The organism is Nonomuraea sp. NPDC026600, from assembly GCF_040638335.1.
Classification (GTDB): domain Bacteria; phylum Actinomycetota; class Actinomycetes; order Streptosporangiales; family Streptosporangiaceae; genus Nonomuraea.
In genome coordinates this window covers 258,683-277,261 of sequence record NZ_JBEZYD010000005.1, presented here as the reverse complement: position 1 = coordinate 277,261, position 18,579 = coordinate 258,683, and the positions used below count along the sequence as shown (strand labels likewise).

Sequence of the window (18,579 nt, the reverse complement as noted above, 5' to 3'; positions counted from 1 at the left end):
GTCAGGTGCGCTTGGCCTGGAGCAGGTTGATGCCCGGGTAAGCCTGCGCGCGGATGCCGGACAGCTTCTTGGGGTCCCAGGCGGTCATCAGCTCGGTGTGGACGACGGGGTAGAGGACCGCCTGCTCGGCGATGAGATCCAGATATTTCTGGACCTTCGCGGCTTTGGCCGCCTTGTCGAGCTCTTTGGTGGCCTCGTCCATCTGCGCGAACAGGGACTTGGCGTCCTTGCTCTCGCCCCAGTGGCTGTACTTCATCCACAGGCCGCCGGGCACGAAGTTGTAGCGCATGATCAGGTCGGCGTCCATGCCGAACTGGTTGGGGTTCGAGGCCGCCGCGACCACCTGGTAGTCCTGGAACTGGTCCATCTTGGTGAACAGCGCGGCCGTGTCCTGCGGCTCCAGCGTCGTCTTGACGCCGATCGCCTCCCAGGAGGCGGCGAGGGTCGGCAGGCAGTCGGCGATCCAGCTCACGTTGACGGCCATCAGGTTGATCGTCAGGTTGGTCACGCCCGCCTCTTTGAGCAGGGCCTTGGCCTTCTCCTGGTCGTAGTCGTAGACGACCGAGGCCCGCTTGTGGTCGGGGTGGCCCTCGTTGAGGAAGGAGCTGGAGGCGGTGCCGTGCCCCTTGAGGGCCACGTCGATCAGCTTCTTCTTGTCGATCGCGTAGTGCAGCGCCTGCCGTACGCGGACGTCGTCGAACGGCTTGGTGCCGGTGTTGAACATCAGGAACATGTGGTTCATGCCCGCGCCACCCTCGACGGTCAGCCCCTGCTGCTTGAGCTGCTCGACGTTGGCGTACGGGATGTTGTCGGCGATCTGCGCCTCGGCCGAGCCGCCGGAGATCTTCGCGACGCGGGCCGACGCGTCCACGATCGTCAGCCAGTTCATCTTCTTGACGGTGGCCGGGCGCGGCCCGTTGTAGTCGGCGAACGCCTCGAAGGTGGTGTTGCTCTTGGGGTTGTGCGCCGTCTGCTTGTACGGTCCCGAGCCGACGGCCTTGCCGGTCTTGGCCGCGTCCCAGGCGCCGGCCTGGCTGAAGACGTGCTTGGGCATGATCTTGGCGATGGTCAGCCGGGGCGCCGCGTCGGGGAAGGCGAACTTGAAGACCAGCTCCACGTTCTTGTCGTCGATCTTCTTCACTTCCTGGAGCCAGGACCTGAAGAAGTTGCCGGTCAGCACGTTCGCCTGCGGGTCGAGGATGCGCTCGAAGGTGAAGACCACGTCGTCGGCGGTCACCGGCTGGCCGTCGTGCCACTTCGCGCCGTCGCGGAGGGTGAACTTCCACGAGGTGGCGTTCACGTCCGTGGGCAGCGCGGTCGCCAGGGCCGGGAACGGCTCGCGGGTGATCGGATCGGTGTCGAGCAGGCCCTCGTACATGTGCTGGATGCCGGCCATCGCGAAGGCCGAGGCCGTCTGCGTCGGGTCCCAGCTCCCGTCGTTGCCATAGCCGATGACTGCGGTGATCAGGTCTTTGTTGGATCCGGCGCCGACCGAACCGGTCGAGGCCGGCCCGCCCGAGCAGGCGGACAGGGTGGACGCGATTAACGCCGCCGCACCCGTGGCCCCGCTGTAGCGCAGGAAGTCACGGCGGCTGAACCCAGAGCTCACGGATGCCTCCTGGAGGTGGTACGTAGGACGTCCCATGTCCTATGTTGTGCGTAGGGTGGACGCTATGGGCCGGGCCCGGTTGAGGTCAACAGGAGATTTCCGGAATGTTACCTAAGCGCATACAAAGAAGGGATCATTCATGACCACAGTTCCGCGCTCGCGGCCCAGCCGCGCCGTCGAGGCCCAGGAGGGCGTCAAAGAGCTCATCCTCCAGCGCGGGCTCGTGGCGGGCGATCCCCTGCCCACCGAATCCGAGCTCATGGAAGAGCTCCGGGTCAGCCGCAACTCCGTCCGGGAGGCGCTCAAGGCGCTGCAGGCGGTCGGGATCGTCGACATCCGCCACGGCTTCGGCATGTTCGTGGGCCGGATGTCGCTGGCCGGGCTGGTCGACGAGCTGGCCTTCCACAGCCGCATCACGCTCCAGGACGGCAAGAACCACCTCGCCCACCTCACCGAGATCCGCGAGATCCTGGAGGCCGGCCTGGTCCAGCGGCTCATCGATCTGGGCCCGGAGGCCGACCTGACGCCGGTCGCCGACGTGATGGCCCGCATGGAGAGCGAGGCGCTGGTCGGCGACGTGTCACCGGAGACGGACCGGCTCTTCCACGACCTGCTCTACCGGCCGCTCGGCAACCCGCTGGTCAGCCAACTGCTCGGGGCGTTCTGGGACGTGTACCACCAGCTTCGCGACCGGCTCGGCGCGCCGGACGAGCCGCCGGCGGACGTGGCGAAGCGGCACCGCGACATCTACGCGGCCGTACAGACCGGGGACAAGAGCGCGGCGGTCGCGGCGGTCTTCGCCCACTTCGACGGCGTCCGCAACCGCCTGGCCCGCCTGCCCACCCGCTTCTCTTGAACAGCCCTTACTCGAAGGCCCGCCAGTCGTCTCTCCATCCGGCGAACCAGCGGGCGAACCACGGTGACGCCGCCGCCAGCGGCACGATGTGCGCGACCGTCTCCCGGTGGTATCGCCGCTGGAACTCCACCGGCATCCGGTGCAGCTCCTGGACGTTGCTCACCCGGTCGGCCAGCTTGACCAGCACGGCCTGCCGCGGCGCCCCCGCCAGCGCCCGCAGGTAGGCCGCCTTCACCGCCGCCTTGTCCTGCCCGGCGGCCACGCCGGGCTTGGTCACCCACGCGACCAGCTCGGCGACATGCTCCCCGAACCGCTCGGCGATCTCCGCGCGCGTGCACGGGGTGTCCTCGACCACGTCGTGCAGCACGATCGCCACCAGTACGTCGGGATCGCGCACCTGCGCCCCGATCACCGCGATCTCCAGCGCCTCCAGCAGATGTTCCAGGTACGGCACACCGGTCGGCCGCAGCTGATCACCGTGTTGCCGTACGGCGAAGGCCACGGCCTCCTCCAGCACCTCGACCGCCTCCCCCGGCAGCGCCGCGGCGAGCGGCCGCGCGGCGTCCCGCCAGGACTTCCAGTTCGTGAAGACCTCAGTCACGCCCCAGATGCTAGTGGACATTGATAGTTAGACGTCGTACTATTCGATGGTGAATCATCGCTCTAGGGCCGGGCGGCTTTCCGCCCCAAGATAGTTCGACATCGAATCACATTCAGGAGTGACATGCGTACCCTGATCCATAACGTCCGCGTCTTCGACGGCGAGCGGACCATTCCCAGCGCCGACGTCCTGATCGACGGCGACCGCATCGGCGAGCCGGGCGGCCCCGCCGACATCGAGCTCGACGGCACCGGGAAGACCCTGCTCCCCGGCCTGATCGACGCGCACGCGCACGCCTTCGACGGAAACCTCGCCGAGGCGCTGCGGTTCGGCGTGACCACCGAGTTCGACCTGAACAACCTGCCGCCCCTCCTGGCCGCCCAGCGCCGGCTGGCCGCCGACCGCGACGACGTCGCCGACCTGCGCAGCTCCAGCGTCATCGCCACCGCGCCCGGCGGTCACCCGACCCAGATCATGACCCCCGACGTACTGAAGATGCTGGGCACGGACGCCACGATCGACACCGTCGCCGACTCCGGCCAGGCCAAGGCGTTCGTCGAGGCCCGGCTGGCGGAGGGCGCCGACTACCTGAAGATCGCGGTCGACGACGGCGCGTCGGGCGGGACGCGACTGCCCGTGCTCAGCCCGGAACTGGCCGCCGTCCTGGTCGAAGCCGCGCACGCCACCTTCAACCGGGAGTACAGCGACATCCCCCTGCATTCCGCAGGCGTGACGAACGCCTCGCACGCGGCCCTGGCCCTCTTCCGCGCCGGGGTACCACTGCTGGCGGGCACCGACTGCACCCCCTCGCCTCGCCGACCGGACCGAGTCGGCCAATCCGGTCGAGCGGGCCGAGCGCCCGGCTACTTCGCGCGGTCGGCGATCAGGAGCTCCAGGCCGTCGAAGATGCGGTTCAGCCCGAAGTCGAGCGCGTCGTCCTGGGCGGAGCCGGCGGCGGCGGACGCGACGGCCTTCGTGAGGGCGGGGAAACGGTCGCCGTGCCGCTTCAGCAGCTCGGCCAGAACCGAGGTCAGCTCCTTCTCGGAGCTGCCCGCCCGCACGCCCGCCGGCGTCACCGTGGTCAGCGCCTGCTGCGCGAGGTTGCGAATGTGACCCGTCACCACGACGACCGTGTCCAGCTGCTCGGCCCCGTCGAGCCCGGTCCCGGTGAGCGCCTCGACGGCGCACTCCAGCCAGCCGAGCTCGTTGGGGCCGACCGCCCTCTGGCCCACCATGACCTGGAGCAGCCAGGGGTGTCGCTGGTGGACCGCCCAGAACCGCCGCGCCCACTCCCCCAGCTTGGACCGCCAGCCCCCCTCGCCCAGGGCGAGCGGCTCCCCCACAGCCGTGTCGATCATGAAGGCGATCAGCTCGGTCTTGCCGGGAAAGTACCGGTACAGCGACATCTTCGTGAAGTCGAGGTCGGCGGCGACCCGTTGCATGGAGACCATCGCGAGCCCTTCGGCGTCGGCGATGTCGATGGCCGCGCGCGCGATGCGCTCGGGGCTGAGCGCGGGCTTGGGCCCCCGGGTCGGCCGGTCGACCGCCCCCCAGAGCAGCTCCAGGGCACTCGCCTGATCCTTGGCCCCGAACTCGCCGTCCTTCTTCGCCGCCATCCGAGCTCCTATTCGCGTTGCGCCACCCAGAAACTGCGTCTATCGTACACCAAGTGTCCGTCGGACACAGTTATCGAAAGGCGCCCCCATGCCCATCTCCAGCGCCCGAAAGTGGGGCACGCTGGTCATCGCCTGCCTTGTCGCGGTGATCCCCAACATCGACATGACCGCCCTGAACCTGGCCATCCCCAACCTCAACCACGCCCTGCACCCCTCGGCCACCCAGATCCTGTGGATCGCCGACGCGTACGGCTTCGCGCTGGCCGCCCTGCTGGTCACGATGGGCGGGATCGGCGACCGCATCGGCCACAAGAAGCTGCTGCTCATCGGCACCGTGGGGTTCGCCGCCGCCTCCGCGCTGACCGCGTTCACCCCGAACGCGGAGCTGCTGATCGCGGCGCGGGCGCTGCTCGGCGTCGCGGGGGCCACCCTCATGCCGTCCGCGCTGTCCCTCATCCGCCGGGTGTTCACCGAGCCGAAGGAGCGTACGTCGGCGATCGGGATCTTCAGCGCGGTCGGCGGGCTCGCGGTCGGGCTCGGCCCGGTACTCGGCGGCGCGCTGCTGACCCACTTCTGGTGGGGCGCGGTGTTCCTGATCAACGTACCGATCATGGCCGTCGCGTTCGTCGCCGGGCTCGTCGTGCTGCCCGAGGCACGCGGGAGCCGGCTCGGCCGCCTCGATCTGCTCAGCGTGCCGCTGTCCGCCGTCGGTGTGCTGGGCATCGTGTACGGGGTCAAGGAGGCCGCCCAGTACGGCCTCGCCGAGGCGCACGTCGTGATCTCCGTCATCGTGGGCGTCGCCGGGCTGGTCCTGTTCCTGGTGCGGCAGGCCAGGGTGGCCGACCCGCTCATCGATGTCAGTCTCTTCAGGCGGGCCGCGTTCACCGGTTCGATCAGCACGAACCTCTTCGCGATGTTCGCCCTGGTCGCCCAGTCGCTGATCTTCTCCCAGTACTTCCAGCTCGTGCTCGGCTGGACGCCGCTGGCCTCGGGACTGGCCGGGCTGCCCGCCGCCCTGGGCGCGATGGTCGGCGGGGGCGTGCTCGCGCCCGTCCTGATCAACGCGCTCGGCCGGGCCCGCGCCGTCGCCACCGGCCTGATCGTCGCCGCGGCGGCCTACGCGCTGTTCCTGCTGGCCGGCGTGGAGTCGAACTACCCGGTGCTGCTGATCCCGATGATCCTCTCCGGCAGCGCCATGGGCCTGGCCCTGACCATCACCGGTGACACGGTGCTGGCCTCGGTGCCGAAGGAACGTTCCGGAGCCGCCTCGGCGATCTCCGAGACCGCCACCGAGCTCGGCGGCGCGCTGGGCATGGCCGTACTCGGCAGCATCCTCAACGCCGTCTACCGAGGCACCCTCGTACCGCCCGCCGGGCTCACCGCCGGCGCCCGGAGCGCGGCCGGCGACTCCCTCGGCGCGGCGATGCAGGTCGCCGCCAAGCTGCCCGGAACGCTCGCGGGTCAGCTCACCGCAGCCGCCAGGGACGCTTTCGTGAACGGCATGCACGTCGCCCTGCTCGGCAGCGCCGGCTTCGCCGCCCTGGTGGCGGTCGCGGCCCTCGTCACGCTGCACCACGTGCCCAAGGTCATCGACGACCGCGAACTGCCCGTCGCCACCCACTGACCTCGTACAGAACAGGAATGGGCCCCGCACAGGTCGATAATCGCTTGCATGTGGTTCGGTGTCCTGGGCGCGATCGAGGTGCGGTCCGACGCCGGCGGGCTGATAGCCGTCGGCGGCCCGAGCGTACGTTCGCTGCTGGCGATGCTGCTGCTGGACGCGGGCCAGGAGGTGAGCGTGCGGCTGCTCGTCGAGGGCCTGTACGGCCGGGGCGATTCCGCGCACGCGCTGCAGACTCAGGTGTCCCGCCTGCGCCGCGGGCTCCGGGCGGCGGGTGGCGAGCTGGTCGAGTTCGGTCCCGCCGGGTATCGGTTGGCGGTCGATCCCGAGGACGTCGACGTGCACCGGTTCGAGCGGCTCGCCGCCGAGGGACGGCGGGCGCTCGCGGCCGGCGACCACGTCAAGGCCGCATCGTTGACGCGGGCGGCCCTGGACCTGTGGCGGGGACCGGCGTTGAACGACGTCATGACCGCCCCCTTCGCCGAGCCGCAGGCCGCCCGCCTGGAGGAGCTGCGGATCGCCACGCTCGAAGACCACATCGAGGCGCGGCTGGGCCTGGGTGAGCACCATCACCTGGTGGCGGAGCTGCCGGGGATCATGGCCGCGCATCCGTTGCGGGAACGCCTGCGCGGCCAGCTCATGCGTGCGCTGTACGGGAGCGGCCGCCAGGCCGAGGCGCTCGAAGTGTACGAGGACGCACGGCGAACACTGGCCGGCGAGCTCGGCGTCGATCCCTCCCCGGAGCTCCAGAACGTCCACCTGGCGGTGCTCCGCGCCGAACGCACGCTCGCCGAGGTGCCGCGCGCCGGGGTCCCCGCTCAGCTCACCAGTTTCGTCGGGCGCGGCGAGGATCTCGGACGGGTCGGCGAGCTCCTCAAGAAGGGCCGGCTGGTCACGCTCACCGGGCCGGGCGGAGTCGGGAAGACCCGGCTGGCGATCGAGGCGGCCGCGCGGGAGCCGGGAGAGGTCCGCTTCGTCGACCTGGCCCCGGCCTCCGACGTCCCGCAAGCCCTGATCGGCGCGCTGGGCCTGCGGGAAGCCGGGCTGGTGCCGTCGCTGTCCGGCCCGCTCGACGCCATCGACCGGCTGGTCGCGGGGTTGGCCGGGCGGCGGCTGCTGATCGTCCTGGACAACTGCGAGCACGTCCTGGACGAGGTCGCCCGGCTCGCCCGCCACCTGCTGGCCGCCTGCCGTGGCCTGCGGATCCTGGTCACCAGCCGGGAGCGGCTCGATGTCACCGGTGAGACGCTGTACCCGGTCGCGCCCCTCGCGGTCCCGCCGTCCGAGACCGCGGCCTCGGACGGGTTCGGGCTTCCGGCGGTGCGGCTGTTCGCCGACCGGGCCGCCGCCGTCCGTCCCGGTTTCGCGGTCGGCGACGCCAACATCTCCCTGGTGCTCCGCGTCTGCCGGACGCTCGACGGGCTGCCGCTGGCGATCGAGCTGGCCGCCGCGCGGCTGCGTTCGCTGACACTCGACGACGTCGCGGAACGGCTCGACGACCGGTTCGGGCTGCTGTCCCGCGGCGACCGTACGGCGGCGCCCCGGCACCAGACCCTTCGCTCGGTCGTGGCCTGGAGCTGGGACCTGCTGAGCCGGGACGAGCAGGCGCTGGCGGCGCGGCTGACGGTGTTCGGCGACGGCGCCACGCTCCACGCGGCCTCGCGGGTCTGCGGGCTGTCCGATGCCGAGGTCGTCGAACGGCTGGCCGACCTCGTCGACAAATCCCTGGTCGAGACCGCCGACGGGCGCTACCGCATGCTGGAGACGGTCCGCGAGTTCTGCGCCGAACGGCTCGCGGGCACCGGGGAAGGCGAGCAGTTGCGGGCGGCGCACGCGGCGTACTTCCTCGACCTGGCCCGGACCGCCGAACCCCACCTGCGCGGCCCGGACCAGCTGCACTGGCTGGCCAGGCTCGACGCCGAGCGCGGCAATCTCGACGCCGCGCTGCGCTGGGCCGTACGCGCCGACCCCATGCTCGCCGTCAAGCTGATCACCGCCCTGTCGTGGCACGGGCAACTGCGGGGACTGAGCGGCGGACGCGGCCCGATGGCCGCCCAACTCCTCAAGGTGATCGGCCCCGAGCCACCCACCGGCCTGGAGGAGGAGTACGCCCTGTGCCTCGCGCACGCGGCGGCGTCGAGTGACGGCTACGACCGCGAACTACGCCTGCGGCTGGAACGCCTGCCATCGACCCTGACCGAGGCCGGGCCGCGATACCCCTTCCTGGCCGTACTCCGGCTCATGGTGCTCGGACCCGGCAAGGACGAGACGTTCGGGGCCGATCCCTGGTCCCAGGCCTTCGCCCGGTTGGCAGCGGGCACCAGAGGGCTGCTCGACGGAGATCCGGCAGCGGCGGAGCGGGCCTTCCGCGCGGCGCTCGGCGGCTTCCGCGCGGTCGGCGACCGCTGGGGAATCGCGACCGCACTGGACCACCTGGCCTGGCTCACCGGCCTGCGAGAGAACGAAGCGGCTTTCGTACCGCTGATGACAGAGGCCCTCGACCTGGCCGGCCAGTTGGGCGCGGTGGAGGACATGACGCGGATGCTCGTCAGGAACGCCGACGCGCTGGCCACCGCCGGCCGGCCCGCCGCCGCGCGGGCGGACTACGAGCGCGCCGCCGACCTCGCCCGCGGAACCGGGTTGCCCGAGGCGCAGGCCGACGCGCAGCGAGGGCTCGCCGACCTCGCGCGCCTGGACGGCGATCTCGCCCACGCCCGCGAGCTGTACGAACGGGCACTGGGCGGATGCGAGCGCGAGTCGATGAGCACCCGATGGACGCGGTGGCAGATCCTCATCGGCCTGAGCCGGATCGCCCAGAGCGAGAACGACGCCCGTCTGGCGCAGTCCTACTGCCACCAGGCCCTCATCGTCGCACTCGGCCACGGGAACCTGCCGGCCGCGACCATCGCGGCGGAGGGCATGGCCGCGGCCCTTCTCGGTCCGCCGCGAGCGTGACTGCCAGCGGTTGGTAAGCGTTTGGTGAGTGACCGCATCGAGGGTTGGAGCGCACACCCGATCATCGACTGACTGGAGTCCACCATGCCGAACCTCACCGGAAAGACCGCACTGGTCACGGGCGCATCGCGGGGCATGGGCCGCGCCATCGCCCTGCGCCTGGCCGCCGACGGCGCGCGAGTGGCCGTCCACTACGCCACCAGCGCCGAGGCGGCCAAGGAGACGGTGGCCGCGATCGAACAGCTGGGCGGCAGCGCCTTCCCGATCCAGGCCGAGTTCGGCGTGGCGGGCGACGTGGACGCGCTCGTGACGGGCCTGGACGGGCAGCCGCTGGACATCCTGGTCAACAACGCCGCCTGCGGGAACCTGGAGACGCTGTTCGCCGGATCGATCGACCGGCTGACGCCGCAGCAGTTCGACGAGGTCTTCGCGATCAACGTCAAGGCGCCCTTCTTCCTCATCCAGGCCGTACTGCCGCTGCTGCGCGACGGCGGGCGCGTCATCAACATCTCCTCGCCGTCCACCCGGATCGCGATGTCCACCCAGATCGCCTACGCGATGAGCAAGGGCGCCGTGGAGGTCATGACCCGAACGCTGGCCAACAGCCTCGGCGCGCGCGGCATCACGGTGAACGCGGTGGTCCCGGGCGCGACCGACACCAACGTGAACGACGCCCTGCACGCCCCGGAGACCAGGGCCGCCATAACCTCGGTCACCGCCCTCGGCCGGATCGGCCAACCGGCCGACATCGCCGACGCCGTCGCCTTCCTCGCCTCGGACGACGCCCGCTGGATCACCGCGAACGTCCTGGACGCCACCGGCGGCATGTTCCTCGGCCCGCTCGGATAGCTCAGGCACCCGGCTCTTCGGTAGGGATCGCTAGCTCACGAGCAGTTGGTTGTCCAGCTGATGCTTGATCACCATGGGCGACACCTGGAAGTGAGCGGCGATCCCATCGAGGTCATCCTGAATCGCGATCTCAGGAGGAACACTCAACAACTCGCCGATGCCGTGCGCGGGCGCCAGCAGTTCGGCGGCGAAGGCCCGCTCGACCTTCTGACGCTCCGTGTAGGCGGTGGTCACCAGGAAGAGGGGCTCCGACTCCCACAAGTAGTGCCAGAGCGCTCGCGAGAGCGTGAACCGCCGGGAGCTCGCTGGCCGGCCAGGCTCGATGACGGCCAGCGGACCAGAGTCGCCAGGTGATCCGCCAATGGCCTGCAGCCCTCTATCCGCGGTAGGCCGGTCGACGCTGTTCATATAGGAAGAGAGATCGAACACCTCCTGGTCGGCGAGTCCAAGGATCCGACGCACCTCTCGCGCCTGGTTCCACCCCTTCTCCCACGACCAGTTTCCCGGCGCCGCCTGAGATCGCCGGATCTCTTCGCGCAGCACTCTCGCCGCTTCCGCTTCCGCTTCTGGTGCCCGTCCGATCTCAGATCGTGCGCCACCGATCCAATCCAGGGCCTGGCCCATCCGGGCAGGTTCGACCGCGTCCAGGAAGTCACCAAGAAGATTCCCCCGCAGCTCAGCCGCAGCTCGCATGATCAGATGCTGGTACGGCTCAGCCTCGGAGTAAGGGTCGAGACCGAGGCGTGCGGCAGCCAAGCAGAATTCGATCTCATCAGGGTCCGCGCTCTGAACCCCGGCCCACTCTTTTTCCAGCGACGTATCGGTAACCCCCTGCTCGGCCAGACGAGTGAGGACAGCAGAGATGACGGAGATGAGCTCGCGCTCGACGGATTCGCGGTCAAGAAACGCCTCACCGTCCGCCAGGAACCTGATCGGCTTCCCTGGCGTCGGAAATCGGTCGCGCTGCCAGATCAGACGCTTGTGCTCCCCCTCAGGGATGATCACAAGGTTGGGCCAGAGGAAACCGTCTCCGATGCCACGCAACGAATGCCGTCTGAATTGCCGCGAGTCGTAGTGCTCTGGGCCCCGCATGTCCACGCTGCGTGCTGGGCGTGCGTCCGCGCGTAGGAGCCACCAGTTGTACGCAGCCCACTCCGCGAGTGGGTAAAGGGGGCAGTAGATCGACCGGCGCGAACTACCGGACTCCTGGTCCTCGACCAGCGTGACGTGATCGGAGTCGACAACGATCTCGATCCGCGCCCAAGTGGCTCTATGCTCGGGCGCCTTGACCGACGGTGCGGCCTCCCACTCCCACCGAATCGCCAACTCCGGAACTGCATTCATTGGTCCTCGTCCTCGCTGACCTCGTTGAGCTTCTCAGGCCACTCACTGCGATCGAGCGGATATCCCTTGTACTGGCCAAGCTCCCGGTTCACCAACCTCGCCTCGTAGACGACATCGTCCAATCGATGCCACGCGTACCGTGGAAAATCCCCTTCCCACGGCGCGCCGATGTTCCCGCACGCGATGGTTCTCTTCAGCCAACCCGTGATCTCCGCCGGATCGGTGAACTTGGGATCGCACTTACTGGCATCAGCCCGCAGCCTGGGCCGGCCCGCGAACGAAGGGTAGGACTTGTGCTCACCGCTGCCCACATAGGAGACGCGCTCCGCGAGTTGGTCCAGGCAGACGCCTTCTGGCGGCATCACCATGCTACGCAGAAGCGGACGACGGCGTTTGGGGGCACGCATCCACTAAGTATGTTCCGCGTCACTCTCCGTGTCAGGCCATGCGTCCAGCATGGTCGTCACGTTCGCACGAAGCGGGCGGGCCGCCCTCACACCGAAGAAGCCCCAGCTCACAGACGTGAACTGGGGCTTTCTATCGGGTGCGCCGCCAGGGACTCGAACCCCGGACCCGCTGATTAAGAGTCAGCTGCTCTAACCAACTGAGCTAGCGGCGCCCGCAACAGATGTAACTGTAGCAGCCGCCGCACACCCCCCAGCACATCATCCGAGCCGCCCACCCAGCCCCTCGTACGCCCCCAGCACCATCTCCCAGAACCGCTTCACCTCCAGCGACGTCGCCACCAGGGCGTTGGGTCGTCCGTCGCGGAGTTTGAAGTCGGTGACGGTCATTCCCGACGTGTGCCGGCCGACCGTCTCCACGTCCACCCGTGCCGGTACGCAGGTGAACAGCGAGGGGTCGATCACGTACGCCACCGCGCACGCGTCATGGATGGCCGGTCCGTGGTCCGCCGTGACCTTGCCATAGAACTGCGCGGCGGGCACCAGGAGCTCGGACAGCCGGCCGAGTGGGCGCATCCGGTCCAGGAGTTCGCTGGTCACCATGGCCGTGAGCGTCACGTCGAGGCCGAGCATCTTCACCGTCCAGCCGGCGTCGAAGACGATCGCGGCCGCCTCCGGGTCGGCGAAGATGTTGAACTCCGCCGCGGGAGTGGTGTTGCCGCGGGTGAAGGCGCCGCCCATGATCACGAAGTCGCGGGCCCACTCCACGACACGTGGCTCCCGGCGTACGGCCAGCGCGATGTTGGTCAGTGGGCCGATGGCGACCAGCGTGATCTCGCCCGGGGCGGCCCGCAGGGTCTCCACGATGAAGTCCACCGCGTGGCCGTCGGAAACGGGGCGGGTGGCCGGTGGGAGGGCGGCGTCGCCCAGGCCGGACAGGCCGTGGATGTCGGCGGCGCGGACCGTGTGGCGCACCAGAGCGCCCGCGCTGCCCGGAACGACCGGGACGTCGCCGAGGTCGAGGAACTCCCTGAGCGCCAGCGCGTTGGCCGTGGTCAGCGCGAGGTCGACGTTGCCGCCGACCGTGGTTATGCCGACCAGTTCCAGGGCCGGGGTGCCCGCTACCAGCGCCAGGGCGAGCGCGTCGTCGATACCGGGATCGCAGTCAATGAGGACCTTTGTCACAGAACCGAACAATACGCATGAATCGGGGCCGGACAGTCCCCCAACTGTCCGGCCCCGACCGAGGGCGGTCCAGGCCGACGATTTCCCCCAAAAACGTCGGCGGTCCCGCACTGCGAACAGCGGTCCCCCTCCGCGTCCGCTTCGGTAAAAGTCTGCAAGTCAGTCGCAGGACTCTTGACCTGCCTCGACACTACCGAGGCGAATGCAACGAACATGCCATAGCGGGGTCGAATGTCCGCCTAATCCGGCTAAGGGATCTCCAAACGGACCGACGTCCCCTCCTGGAGGGAACGACTGACCGTGCAGTACTTCGCGTGCACCCGCTCCGCCACCGCCCGAAAGACCTCTTCCGCCTGCTCAGAGGGGACTTCGACGTCGTAGGTCACCGTGACGGGACCCAGCAGGTTCGGCTCGATCTTCGCCGATTCGACGGTCATCGCCAGGCGGATCAGCCTTTGCCCGCGCTTTGCGGTCAGCGGCTCCACCGTCACGATGTTGCACCCGCCCACCGCCGCGAGCAGCAACTCGACGGGCGTGAACACGCCCTCCTCCTCGCCGCCCCCGATCCGCACCTCCGCGCCACGGGCGTTCGTGGCCAGGAATCCGCCATCTTCGGTCCGCTCAACACGTACGTTAGCCATGTTTCAGACACTACTCAGATGGCTCTCATGTTCGGCGCGCATCGTCTATCCCATGGCTAGCGAGGCAAAGGCGAATCAGGCCCTCATCGTGTTCTGGTGCGGTGTCGCGGTCGCCGAGTTCGGTGCGATCCAGCCGGGGTTCGGGTACCCGTGGCGTCCGTCCGCGTGGGCCGTCGCCGGGTTGCTGGTGGCGCTCGGCCTGCTGTCGGTCAAGGCGCCGGAACTCCTCCGGTCGGAGCCGGCCAGGCGGCGCCTGCGCCTGGCCGGGTACCTGGTGGGCACGGTGCTGGTGACACACCAGCTCAGCTCCACCGCGTACGTGACCACCGCGAGCCGCACCGGCTCCCTCCTCCTGTACGGCATCGCGGCCGTGATGGCCGTCTGGCACTACGGCGTCCGGGCCACGACCAGAGGCTCCCTGCTCATCCTCGCCGACCTCGAACCCGCTGGGCTGCGCGACCTGCTCGCCACCCACACGGGCGACACGGTGACCGTCTACCGGACCGACCGGGTGACCGACGAGCTACGCGAGCTGGAGGCCGAGCACGGCCTGGTGGTCGTCGCCGGTCGGGAACACGACCCCCGGGCCAAGGAGCGGCTCAGCGCCTCGGGGCTGAGCCGTCAGGTGCCCGACATCGCCGAACGCACGGTGATCGTCGCCGGCCCGCGGCCCTTCCAGCGGTACGTCCGGGGCGCCCTCACCCGCCTGTCCGTACCGAAAGCGCAGGTCAAGACAACCAGTTTCAAACGTAAGCCGTTGGTTTAACAAGGCATTACGCGCGCCGTGGGACGGTTGCTGCGAACAAGGAGGCAAGGTGACGACTTTCCCCGGAAGCGCCCGTGTCGAGATGGTCATGGGCATACCCGTCAGCGTGGATATCCGTACGGCTCTGCCGCGGCGGGAGCTGGCTCCCGTACTCGATGACGCCTTCGCCTGGCTGCGCTGGGTGGACGAGACGTTCAACCCCGCCAGGGAGGACAGCCAGATCAGCCGGCTGAACCGCGGCGGGACCATCAGGCAGATCCCGGAGCTCATCGAGGTGCTGCACCGCTGCGACGAGCTCAGCGAGGCCACCGGCGGCTGGTTCGAATCCCGGATCAACGGCGTCATCGACACCTCGGGCTACATCAAGGGCTGGGCGCTCGAACGGCTCTCCCGCGCGCTGGGCAGTGCGGGTGCCGTCGATCACCGCATCACCGCCGGCGGGGACGTCAGGGTGCGCGGCTCGGCCGCCCCAGGCAAGCGCTGGCACGTCGGCGTCCGTGACCCGCGCACCGGCCTGGTACGCAAAGTCGTCTTCACCCACGACATGGGCATCGCCACCTCGGGCGGCGCGAACGTCGTCGACCCGCGCACCGGCGTCAAGCAGGACAAGCTCGGCTCGGTCACCGTGCTCGGCCCCGACCTGGGCGCCGCCGACGCCTACGCCACCGCGATGTACGCCATGGGCCCGGTGCTGGCCAGGCGCTTCGCCATGGAACTCGCGGAGGCCGAGCAGTACCAGACCATGATCATCAGCCGTGACGGGCAGGAGCTCAGCACGCCCGGCTTCGCCCACTACGGCGGCGCCGAAACCCGGCTGGCGGGCTGAGACGAGGCCAAGCGCGGTCAGGCGTCGGGATGTTTGCTCAGGTATTCAAGGTAGACCGGTCGCAGCGCCTCGCCGAGCTCGCCTTCGCCTGCCGCGAGGGCATCGCTGAGCAACGCGGACACCCGGCTGAGGTCGTTGGCGGTCTCTGTGTCGTGACCGCTGGCGGCCTCCGCCGCCGGGATCACCCTCAGCAGGTTCCACAGGAAACCCAGATCGCCGTGGCGCACGGCATAACTGACCGCACGGTCGTGCAATTCGCTGGCCGACAGCGATTCGAAACCCTCGGACTCCATCGCGCTCCCCTCCCCCGCACGTCTCTGCCCATCGTTGCCCATCGATAACGCCTATCACAGTGCGTGGCCGGAATACACATATCCGGTCATCACGGTGAGCCTCTATCGGAGCACCGATAGGTAATGGGAGGATCAACCAGCGTGAGATTCATCATCAGAACCCTCGCGGCCGCGGTCGCCCTCTGGGTCGCCATCCAGTTCATCGATGGCATCCAGATCACCGGCCCGCAGAACACCCCCACCTACTGGGGCACCCTGCTCATCGTCGCCCTGATCTTCGGCATCATCAACGCCATCGTGAAGCCGATCGTCAAGGGGCTCGGCTGTGCCCTGATCGTGCTGACGCTGGGGCTGTTCCTGCTCGTCATCAACGCGGCCATGCTGCTGCTGACGAGCTGGATCTCCGATCAGCTCGACATCCCCTTCCATGTCAGCAACTTCTATCCGGCCGCCTTCTGGGGCGCGATCATCATCAGCGTGGTCAGCTGGCTGCTCGGCCTGTTCATCCCCGACAACGATTGAGCTCGATGGAACTCGACGGTGCCGGGCTGACCTGCGCGCAGGTCCATGCGGTGGCGTACGGCGCGGCCCGGGTCACGATCTCCTCACTGGATCGGGCCCGGGCGGCGTGGGGGGCGGCCCAGGAGCTGACCGGGCCCGTCTACGGGCAGAGCACCGGAGTCGGGGCCAACAAGGACGTGGGTGTGGAGGGGGGCGGGCTCGACCTGCTACGCAGCCACGCGGGCGGGGCGGGGCCACTCGTCGCGCCCGAACGGGCCAGGGCGATGCTGGTGGTCCGGCTCAACCAGTTGCTGGCGGGCGGCTCGGGCGTCGATCCGGGCGTGCTGCCGGTGCTGGCGGGGGCGATCAACGACGGCTTCACTCCCCCGATCCGCACCTACGGCGCCATCGGCACCGGCGATCTGACGGCTCTCGCCACCACCGCGCTCTGCCTGCTGGGGGAGATGTCCTGGCAGGGACCGACGGCGAACGTGCCCCGATATCCGCTGGCGTCCGGGGACGCGGCACCGTTCCTCAGCTCCGGGGCCGCGACGCTGGCCGACGCCGCCATCGCCGTACATCGGCTGCGCGTCCTGCTGGACGCCGCCGTCGACGTGGCGGCGTTCAGCTTCGTCGCGGTGTCCGCCTCGGCCGAGCCGCTGGCCGCCGTCGTCCAGGAGGCCCGGCCGCACCCCGGCCAGGCCGCCGCGGCCGCCCGCCTGCGCGGGCTGCTCTCGCGGGAGTTCGCCGCCCGCATCCAGGACCCGTACGGCTACCGCGCCTTCGCCCAGGTGCACGGTGCCGCGCTGGACGCGCTCGACCGCGCCGAGCGGGCCGTCGAGACCGACCTGAACGCCGCCGCCGAGAACCCGCTCATCGCCAACTCGCTGGCCTGGCACAACGGCAACTTCCACTCGGCCCCGGTCGCGCTGGCGCTCGACGCGCTGCGCGCGGCGCTGGTGCCGACGGCCCAGCTCAGCACGGCCCGGCTGGCCACGCTCATGGAGCCCGCCTACACGGGGCGGCTGCCGTTCCTGGCGGCGCGGCCGGGCGGGTCGGGGGCGATGGTCCTGGAGTACGTGGCCCAGGACGCGCTGGCCGAGCTGCGCCACCTCGCGAACCCGGTCACGGCCGGGACCGTCGTCATCTCCCGGGGGACCGAGGACCACGCGGGGTTCGCGACGCAGGCCGCGCGCTATGCGCTGCGCTGCGTGGAGCCGCTGGAGATCGTGCTCGCCTGCGAGCGCCTCGCCGCCACCAGAGCCTCCGACGTCCCCGACCGGCCCCTCTCGGATGATCTCGACGCCGTACGTGCGTTGATCTCCAAACAATTTCTTACTTCGGCGCCCTGCCCACCGAGCCGCGTTCGCGGAGCGTCGGCTGTTGCACGACCCGGCGGCGCCGTGCCCCTCCGTCGGCCGCCGCCGACATGAGGCGCACGGCCGCCCGCACGATGCCGTCGATGTCCCAGTCCACTGTCGTGAGCCCAGGCGTGATCAGGCCCGACATCGGGTGGTTGTCGTAGCCCATGACCGAGACGTCGCCCGGGATCGACAACCCCAGCTCGGCCGCCGCCGCGTAGACGCCATAGGCGATCGAGTCGGCGAAGCAGAACACCGCGCTCGGCCGGTCGGCGTCCAGGGTGCGGTGGGCCGCCTCGGTGGCCGCCGCCAGGCTGTGGGGCGCGGTGGCCACCACGATGTCGAGACCGAGGCGGTCGGCTTCGGCGGTGACGAGCACGTCGGCCGGGCGGTCGGGGGTGCTGGTCATGGTCGGCGTCAGGACGGTGATCCGCCGGTGGCCCATGGCGTGGAGATGTTCGAGGGCGACGCTGACGCCGCGGCGGTTGTCGAAGACCACTTCGCCGGCGGTGCCGGCGAGTGAGTCGCCGATCGCCACCACCGGCAGCGACTCGCACAGGTCCGCCCAGAACGGCGCCGCCGGATCGATGGGCTGCACGATCATGCCGTCGACGCGCTGGTAGCGCAGTTGCTGGGCGAGGGCTCGCTCGCGGGCCGGGTCGCCGACCGCGTCGAGGATCAGCGCGTAGCGGTCCTTCTCCCGCAGGCCCCTGCTGATGCCGACGGCCAGTGACTGCTGCCAGAGGTCTTCGAGGGAGCCGCAGAGCAGCCCGATCATGTTGGTGCGCCCGCTGGCCAGAGCCCTGGCGATGGGGTCGGCCTCGTAGCCCAGCTCGGCCGCGGCGGCGCGTACGCGCTCCATGGTCTCCTCCGAGACCTGCATGCCACGCAGCGCGTAGGAGACAGCGGCCGGCGACAGACCGGTCGCCTGGGCCACTTCCCGGATTGTCGCTCTCTTCCGTGGCATTAAGCCAGCCTATTGCGTGCCACCGACAGAAGCTCGCATGCCGAAGGGGCCGCTGGCGTGGTTCGTCCATATCCGGGGGCAAGCGGCCGACCGTTGACATTTGTCTTGTGAAGCGATTCACTGAACCGTATCACTGAATCGCTTCACAAGCTCGAATCACCAGCGTGATAGGTTTACCCGTAAT

The 18,579-nt window shown here is 69.6% G+C and carries 17 protein-coding genes and 1 tRNA gene; 8 read left to right on the top strand and 10 right to left on the bottom strand.

Annotated elements, in window-relative coordinates:
• Position 1: 1 nt before the first annotated feature.
• Positions 2-1,609, bottom strand: a complete 1,608-nt coding sequence (locus AB0F17_RS14305; RefSeq protein ID WP_358021608.1) for an ABC transporter substrate-binding protein — start codon at positions 1,607-1,609, stop codon at positions 2-4.
• A 139-nt stretch (positions 1,610-1,748) separates the two neighbouring features.
• On the opposite strand from AB0F17_RS14305, the gene AB0F17_RS14300 reads away from it, so the two are divergent.
• Positions 1,749-2,465, top strand: coding sequence for an FCD domain-containing protein (locus AB0F17_RS14300; protein WP_358021606.1), 717 nt, complete (start codon positions 1,749-1,751; stop codon positions 2,463-2,465).
• Between the two features lie 7 nt (positions 2,466-2,472).
• Here the strand turns inward: AB0F17_RS14300 and AB0F17_RS14295 are convergent, their stop codons facing one another.
• Together AB0F17_RS14295 and AB0F17_RS14290 are read right to left on the bottom strand one after the other, a co-directional pair.
• Entirely contained in the window at positions 2,473-3,066 is a 594-nt protein-coding gene (locus AB0F17_RS14295; protein WP_358021603.1) for an HD domain-containing protein, read from the bottom strand.
• Positions 3,067-3,929: 863 nt separating this feature from the next.
• Positions 3,930-4,682 (bottom strand): TetR/AcrR family transcriptional regulator, encoded by a 753-nt coding sequence (locus AB0F17_RS14290; protein WP_358021600.1) that lies wholly within the window; start codon positions 4,680-4,682, stop codon positions 3,930-3,932.
• 88 nt (positions 4,683-4,770) lie between these two features.
• On the opposite strand from AB0F17_RS14290, the gene AB0F17_RS14285 reads away from it, so the two are divergent.
• The 3 genes from AB0F17_RS14285 to AB0F17_RS14275 all read left to right on the top strand — a co-directional run bounded on the left by AB0F17_RS14285 (position 4,771) and on the right by AB0F17_RS14275 (position 10,107).
• On the top strand, positions 4,771-6,306 hold the full coding sequence (locus AB0F17_RS14285) for an MFS transporter (protein WP_358021597.1): 1,536 nt from the start codon (positions 4,771-4,773) through the stop codon (positions 6,304-6,306).
• Between the two features lie 48 nt (positions 6,307-6,354).
• Positions 6,355-9,258, top strand: a complete 2,904-nt coding sequence (locus tag AB0F17_RS14280) for a BTAD domain-containing putative transcriptional regulator (RefSeq protein WP_358021594.1) — start codon at positions 6,355-6,357, stop codon at positions 9,256-9,258.
• A gap of 84 nt (positions 9,259-9,342) precedes the next feature.
• On the top strand, positions 9,343-10,107 hold the full coding sequence (locus tag AB0F17_RS14275) for an SDR family oxidoreductase (RefSeq protein WP_358021591.1): 765 nt from the start codon (positions 9,343-9,345) through the stop codon (positions 10,105-10,107).
• A 30-nt stretch (positions 10,108-10,137) separates the two neighbouring features.
• Here the strand turns inward: AB0F17_RS14275 and AB0F17_RS14270 are convergent, their stop codons facing one another.
• The 5 genes from AB0F17_RS14270 to AB0F17_RS14250 form a co-directional block, all read right to left on the bottom strand.
• On the bottom strand, positions 10,138-11,451 hold the full coding sequence (locus AB0F17_RS14270) for a hypothetical protein (RefSeq protein ID WP_358021588.1): 1,314 nt from the start codon (positions 11,449-11,451) through the stop codon (positions 10,138-10,140).
• Complete coding sequence (locus AB0F17_RS14265) at positions 11,448-11,858, bottom strand: hypothetical protein (protein ID WP_358021585.1); 411 nt, start codon at positions 11,856-11,858, stop codon at positions 11,448-11,450. The genes AB0F17_RS14270 and AB0F17_RS14265 overlap by 4 nt, the downstream gene beginning before the upstream one ends.
• A 138-nt stretch (positions 11,859-11,996) precedes the next feature.
• Positions 11,997-12,070 (bottom strand) — tRNA-Lys (locus AB0F17_RS14260).
• Between the two features lie 46 nt (positions 12,071-12,116).
• The gene (locus AB0F17_RS14255) at positions 12,117-13,040 is read right to left on the bottom strand and encodes a nucleoside hydrolase (protein ID WP_358021583.1); all 924 of its coding nucleotides are present in this window, start codon (positions 13,038-13,040) and stop codon (positions 12,117-12,119) included.
• A 248-nt stretch (positions 13,041-13,288) separates the two neighbouring features.
• Entirely contained in the window at positions 13,289-13,681 is a 393-nt protein-coding gene (locus AB0F17_RS14250; RefSeq protein WP_358021580.1) for an OsmC family protein, read from the bottom strand.
• 52 nt (positions 13,682-13,733) lie between these two features.
• On the opposite strand from AB0F17_RS14250, the gene AB0F17_RS14245 reads away from it, so the two are divergent.
• The gene (locus AB0F17_RS14245) at positions 13,734-14,447 is read left to right on the top strand and encodes a hypothetical protein (protein WP_358021577.1); all 714 of its coding nucleotides are present in this window, start codon (positions 13,734-13,736) and stop codon (positions 14,445-14,447) included.
• Positions 14,448-14,496: 49 nt separating this feature from the next.
• Positions 14,497-15,273 (top strand): FAD:protein FMN transferase, encoded by a 777-nt coding sequence (locus tag AB0F17_RS14240; protein ID WP_358021574.1) that lies wholly within the window; start codon positions 14,497-14,499, stop codon positions 15,271-15,273.
• Between the two features lie 17 nt (positions 15,274-15,290).
• Here AB0F17_RS14240 and AB0F17_RS14235 read toward each other — a convergent pair whose 3' ends face one another.
• A complete protein-coding gene (locus AB0F17_RS14235) occupies positions 15,291-15,566 on the bottom strand; it encodes a hypothetical protein (RefSeq protein WP_214637009.1) in 276 nt (91 codons plus the stop codon).
• Between the two features lie 141 nt (positions 15,567-15,707).
• Here AB0F17_RS14235 and AB0F17_RS14230 point away from each other — a divergent pair, with 141 nt between their 5' ends.
• Both AB0F17_RS14230 and AB0F17_RS14225 read left to right on the top strand, forming a co-directional pair.
• Positions 15,708-16,088 carry a phage holin family protein gene (locus AB0F17_RS14230; protein WP_358021571.1) on the top strand — a complete coding sequence of 127 codons (381 nt, stop codon included), beginning with the start codon at positions 15,708-15,710 and terminating at the stop codon, positions 16,086-16,088.
• Positions 16,089-16,093: 5 nt separating this feature from the next.
• Positions 16,094-17,500 (top strand): aromatic amino acid ammonia-lyase, encoded by a 1,407-nt coding sequence (locus AB0F17_RS14225; RefSeq protein ID WP_358021568.1) that lies wholly within the window; start codon positions 16,094-16,096, stop codon positions 17,498-17,500.
• Here AB0F17_RS14225 and AB0F17_RS14220 read toward each other — a convergent pair.
• The gene (locus AB0F17_RS14220; RefSeq protein ID WP_358021565.1) at positions 17,403-18,365 is read right to left on the bottom strand and encodes a LacI family DNA-binding transcriptional regulator; all 963 of its coding nucleotides are present in this window, start codon (positions 18,363-18,365) and stop codon (positions 17,403-17,405) included. The two genes, AB0F17_RS14225 and AB0F17_RS14220, sit on opposite strands and share 98 nt — an antisense overlap.
• Between the last annotated feature and the right edge of the window lie 214 nt (positions 18,366-18,579).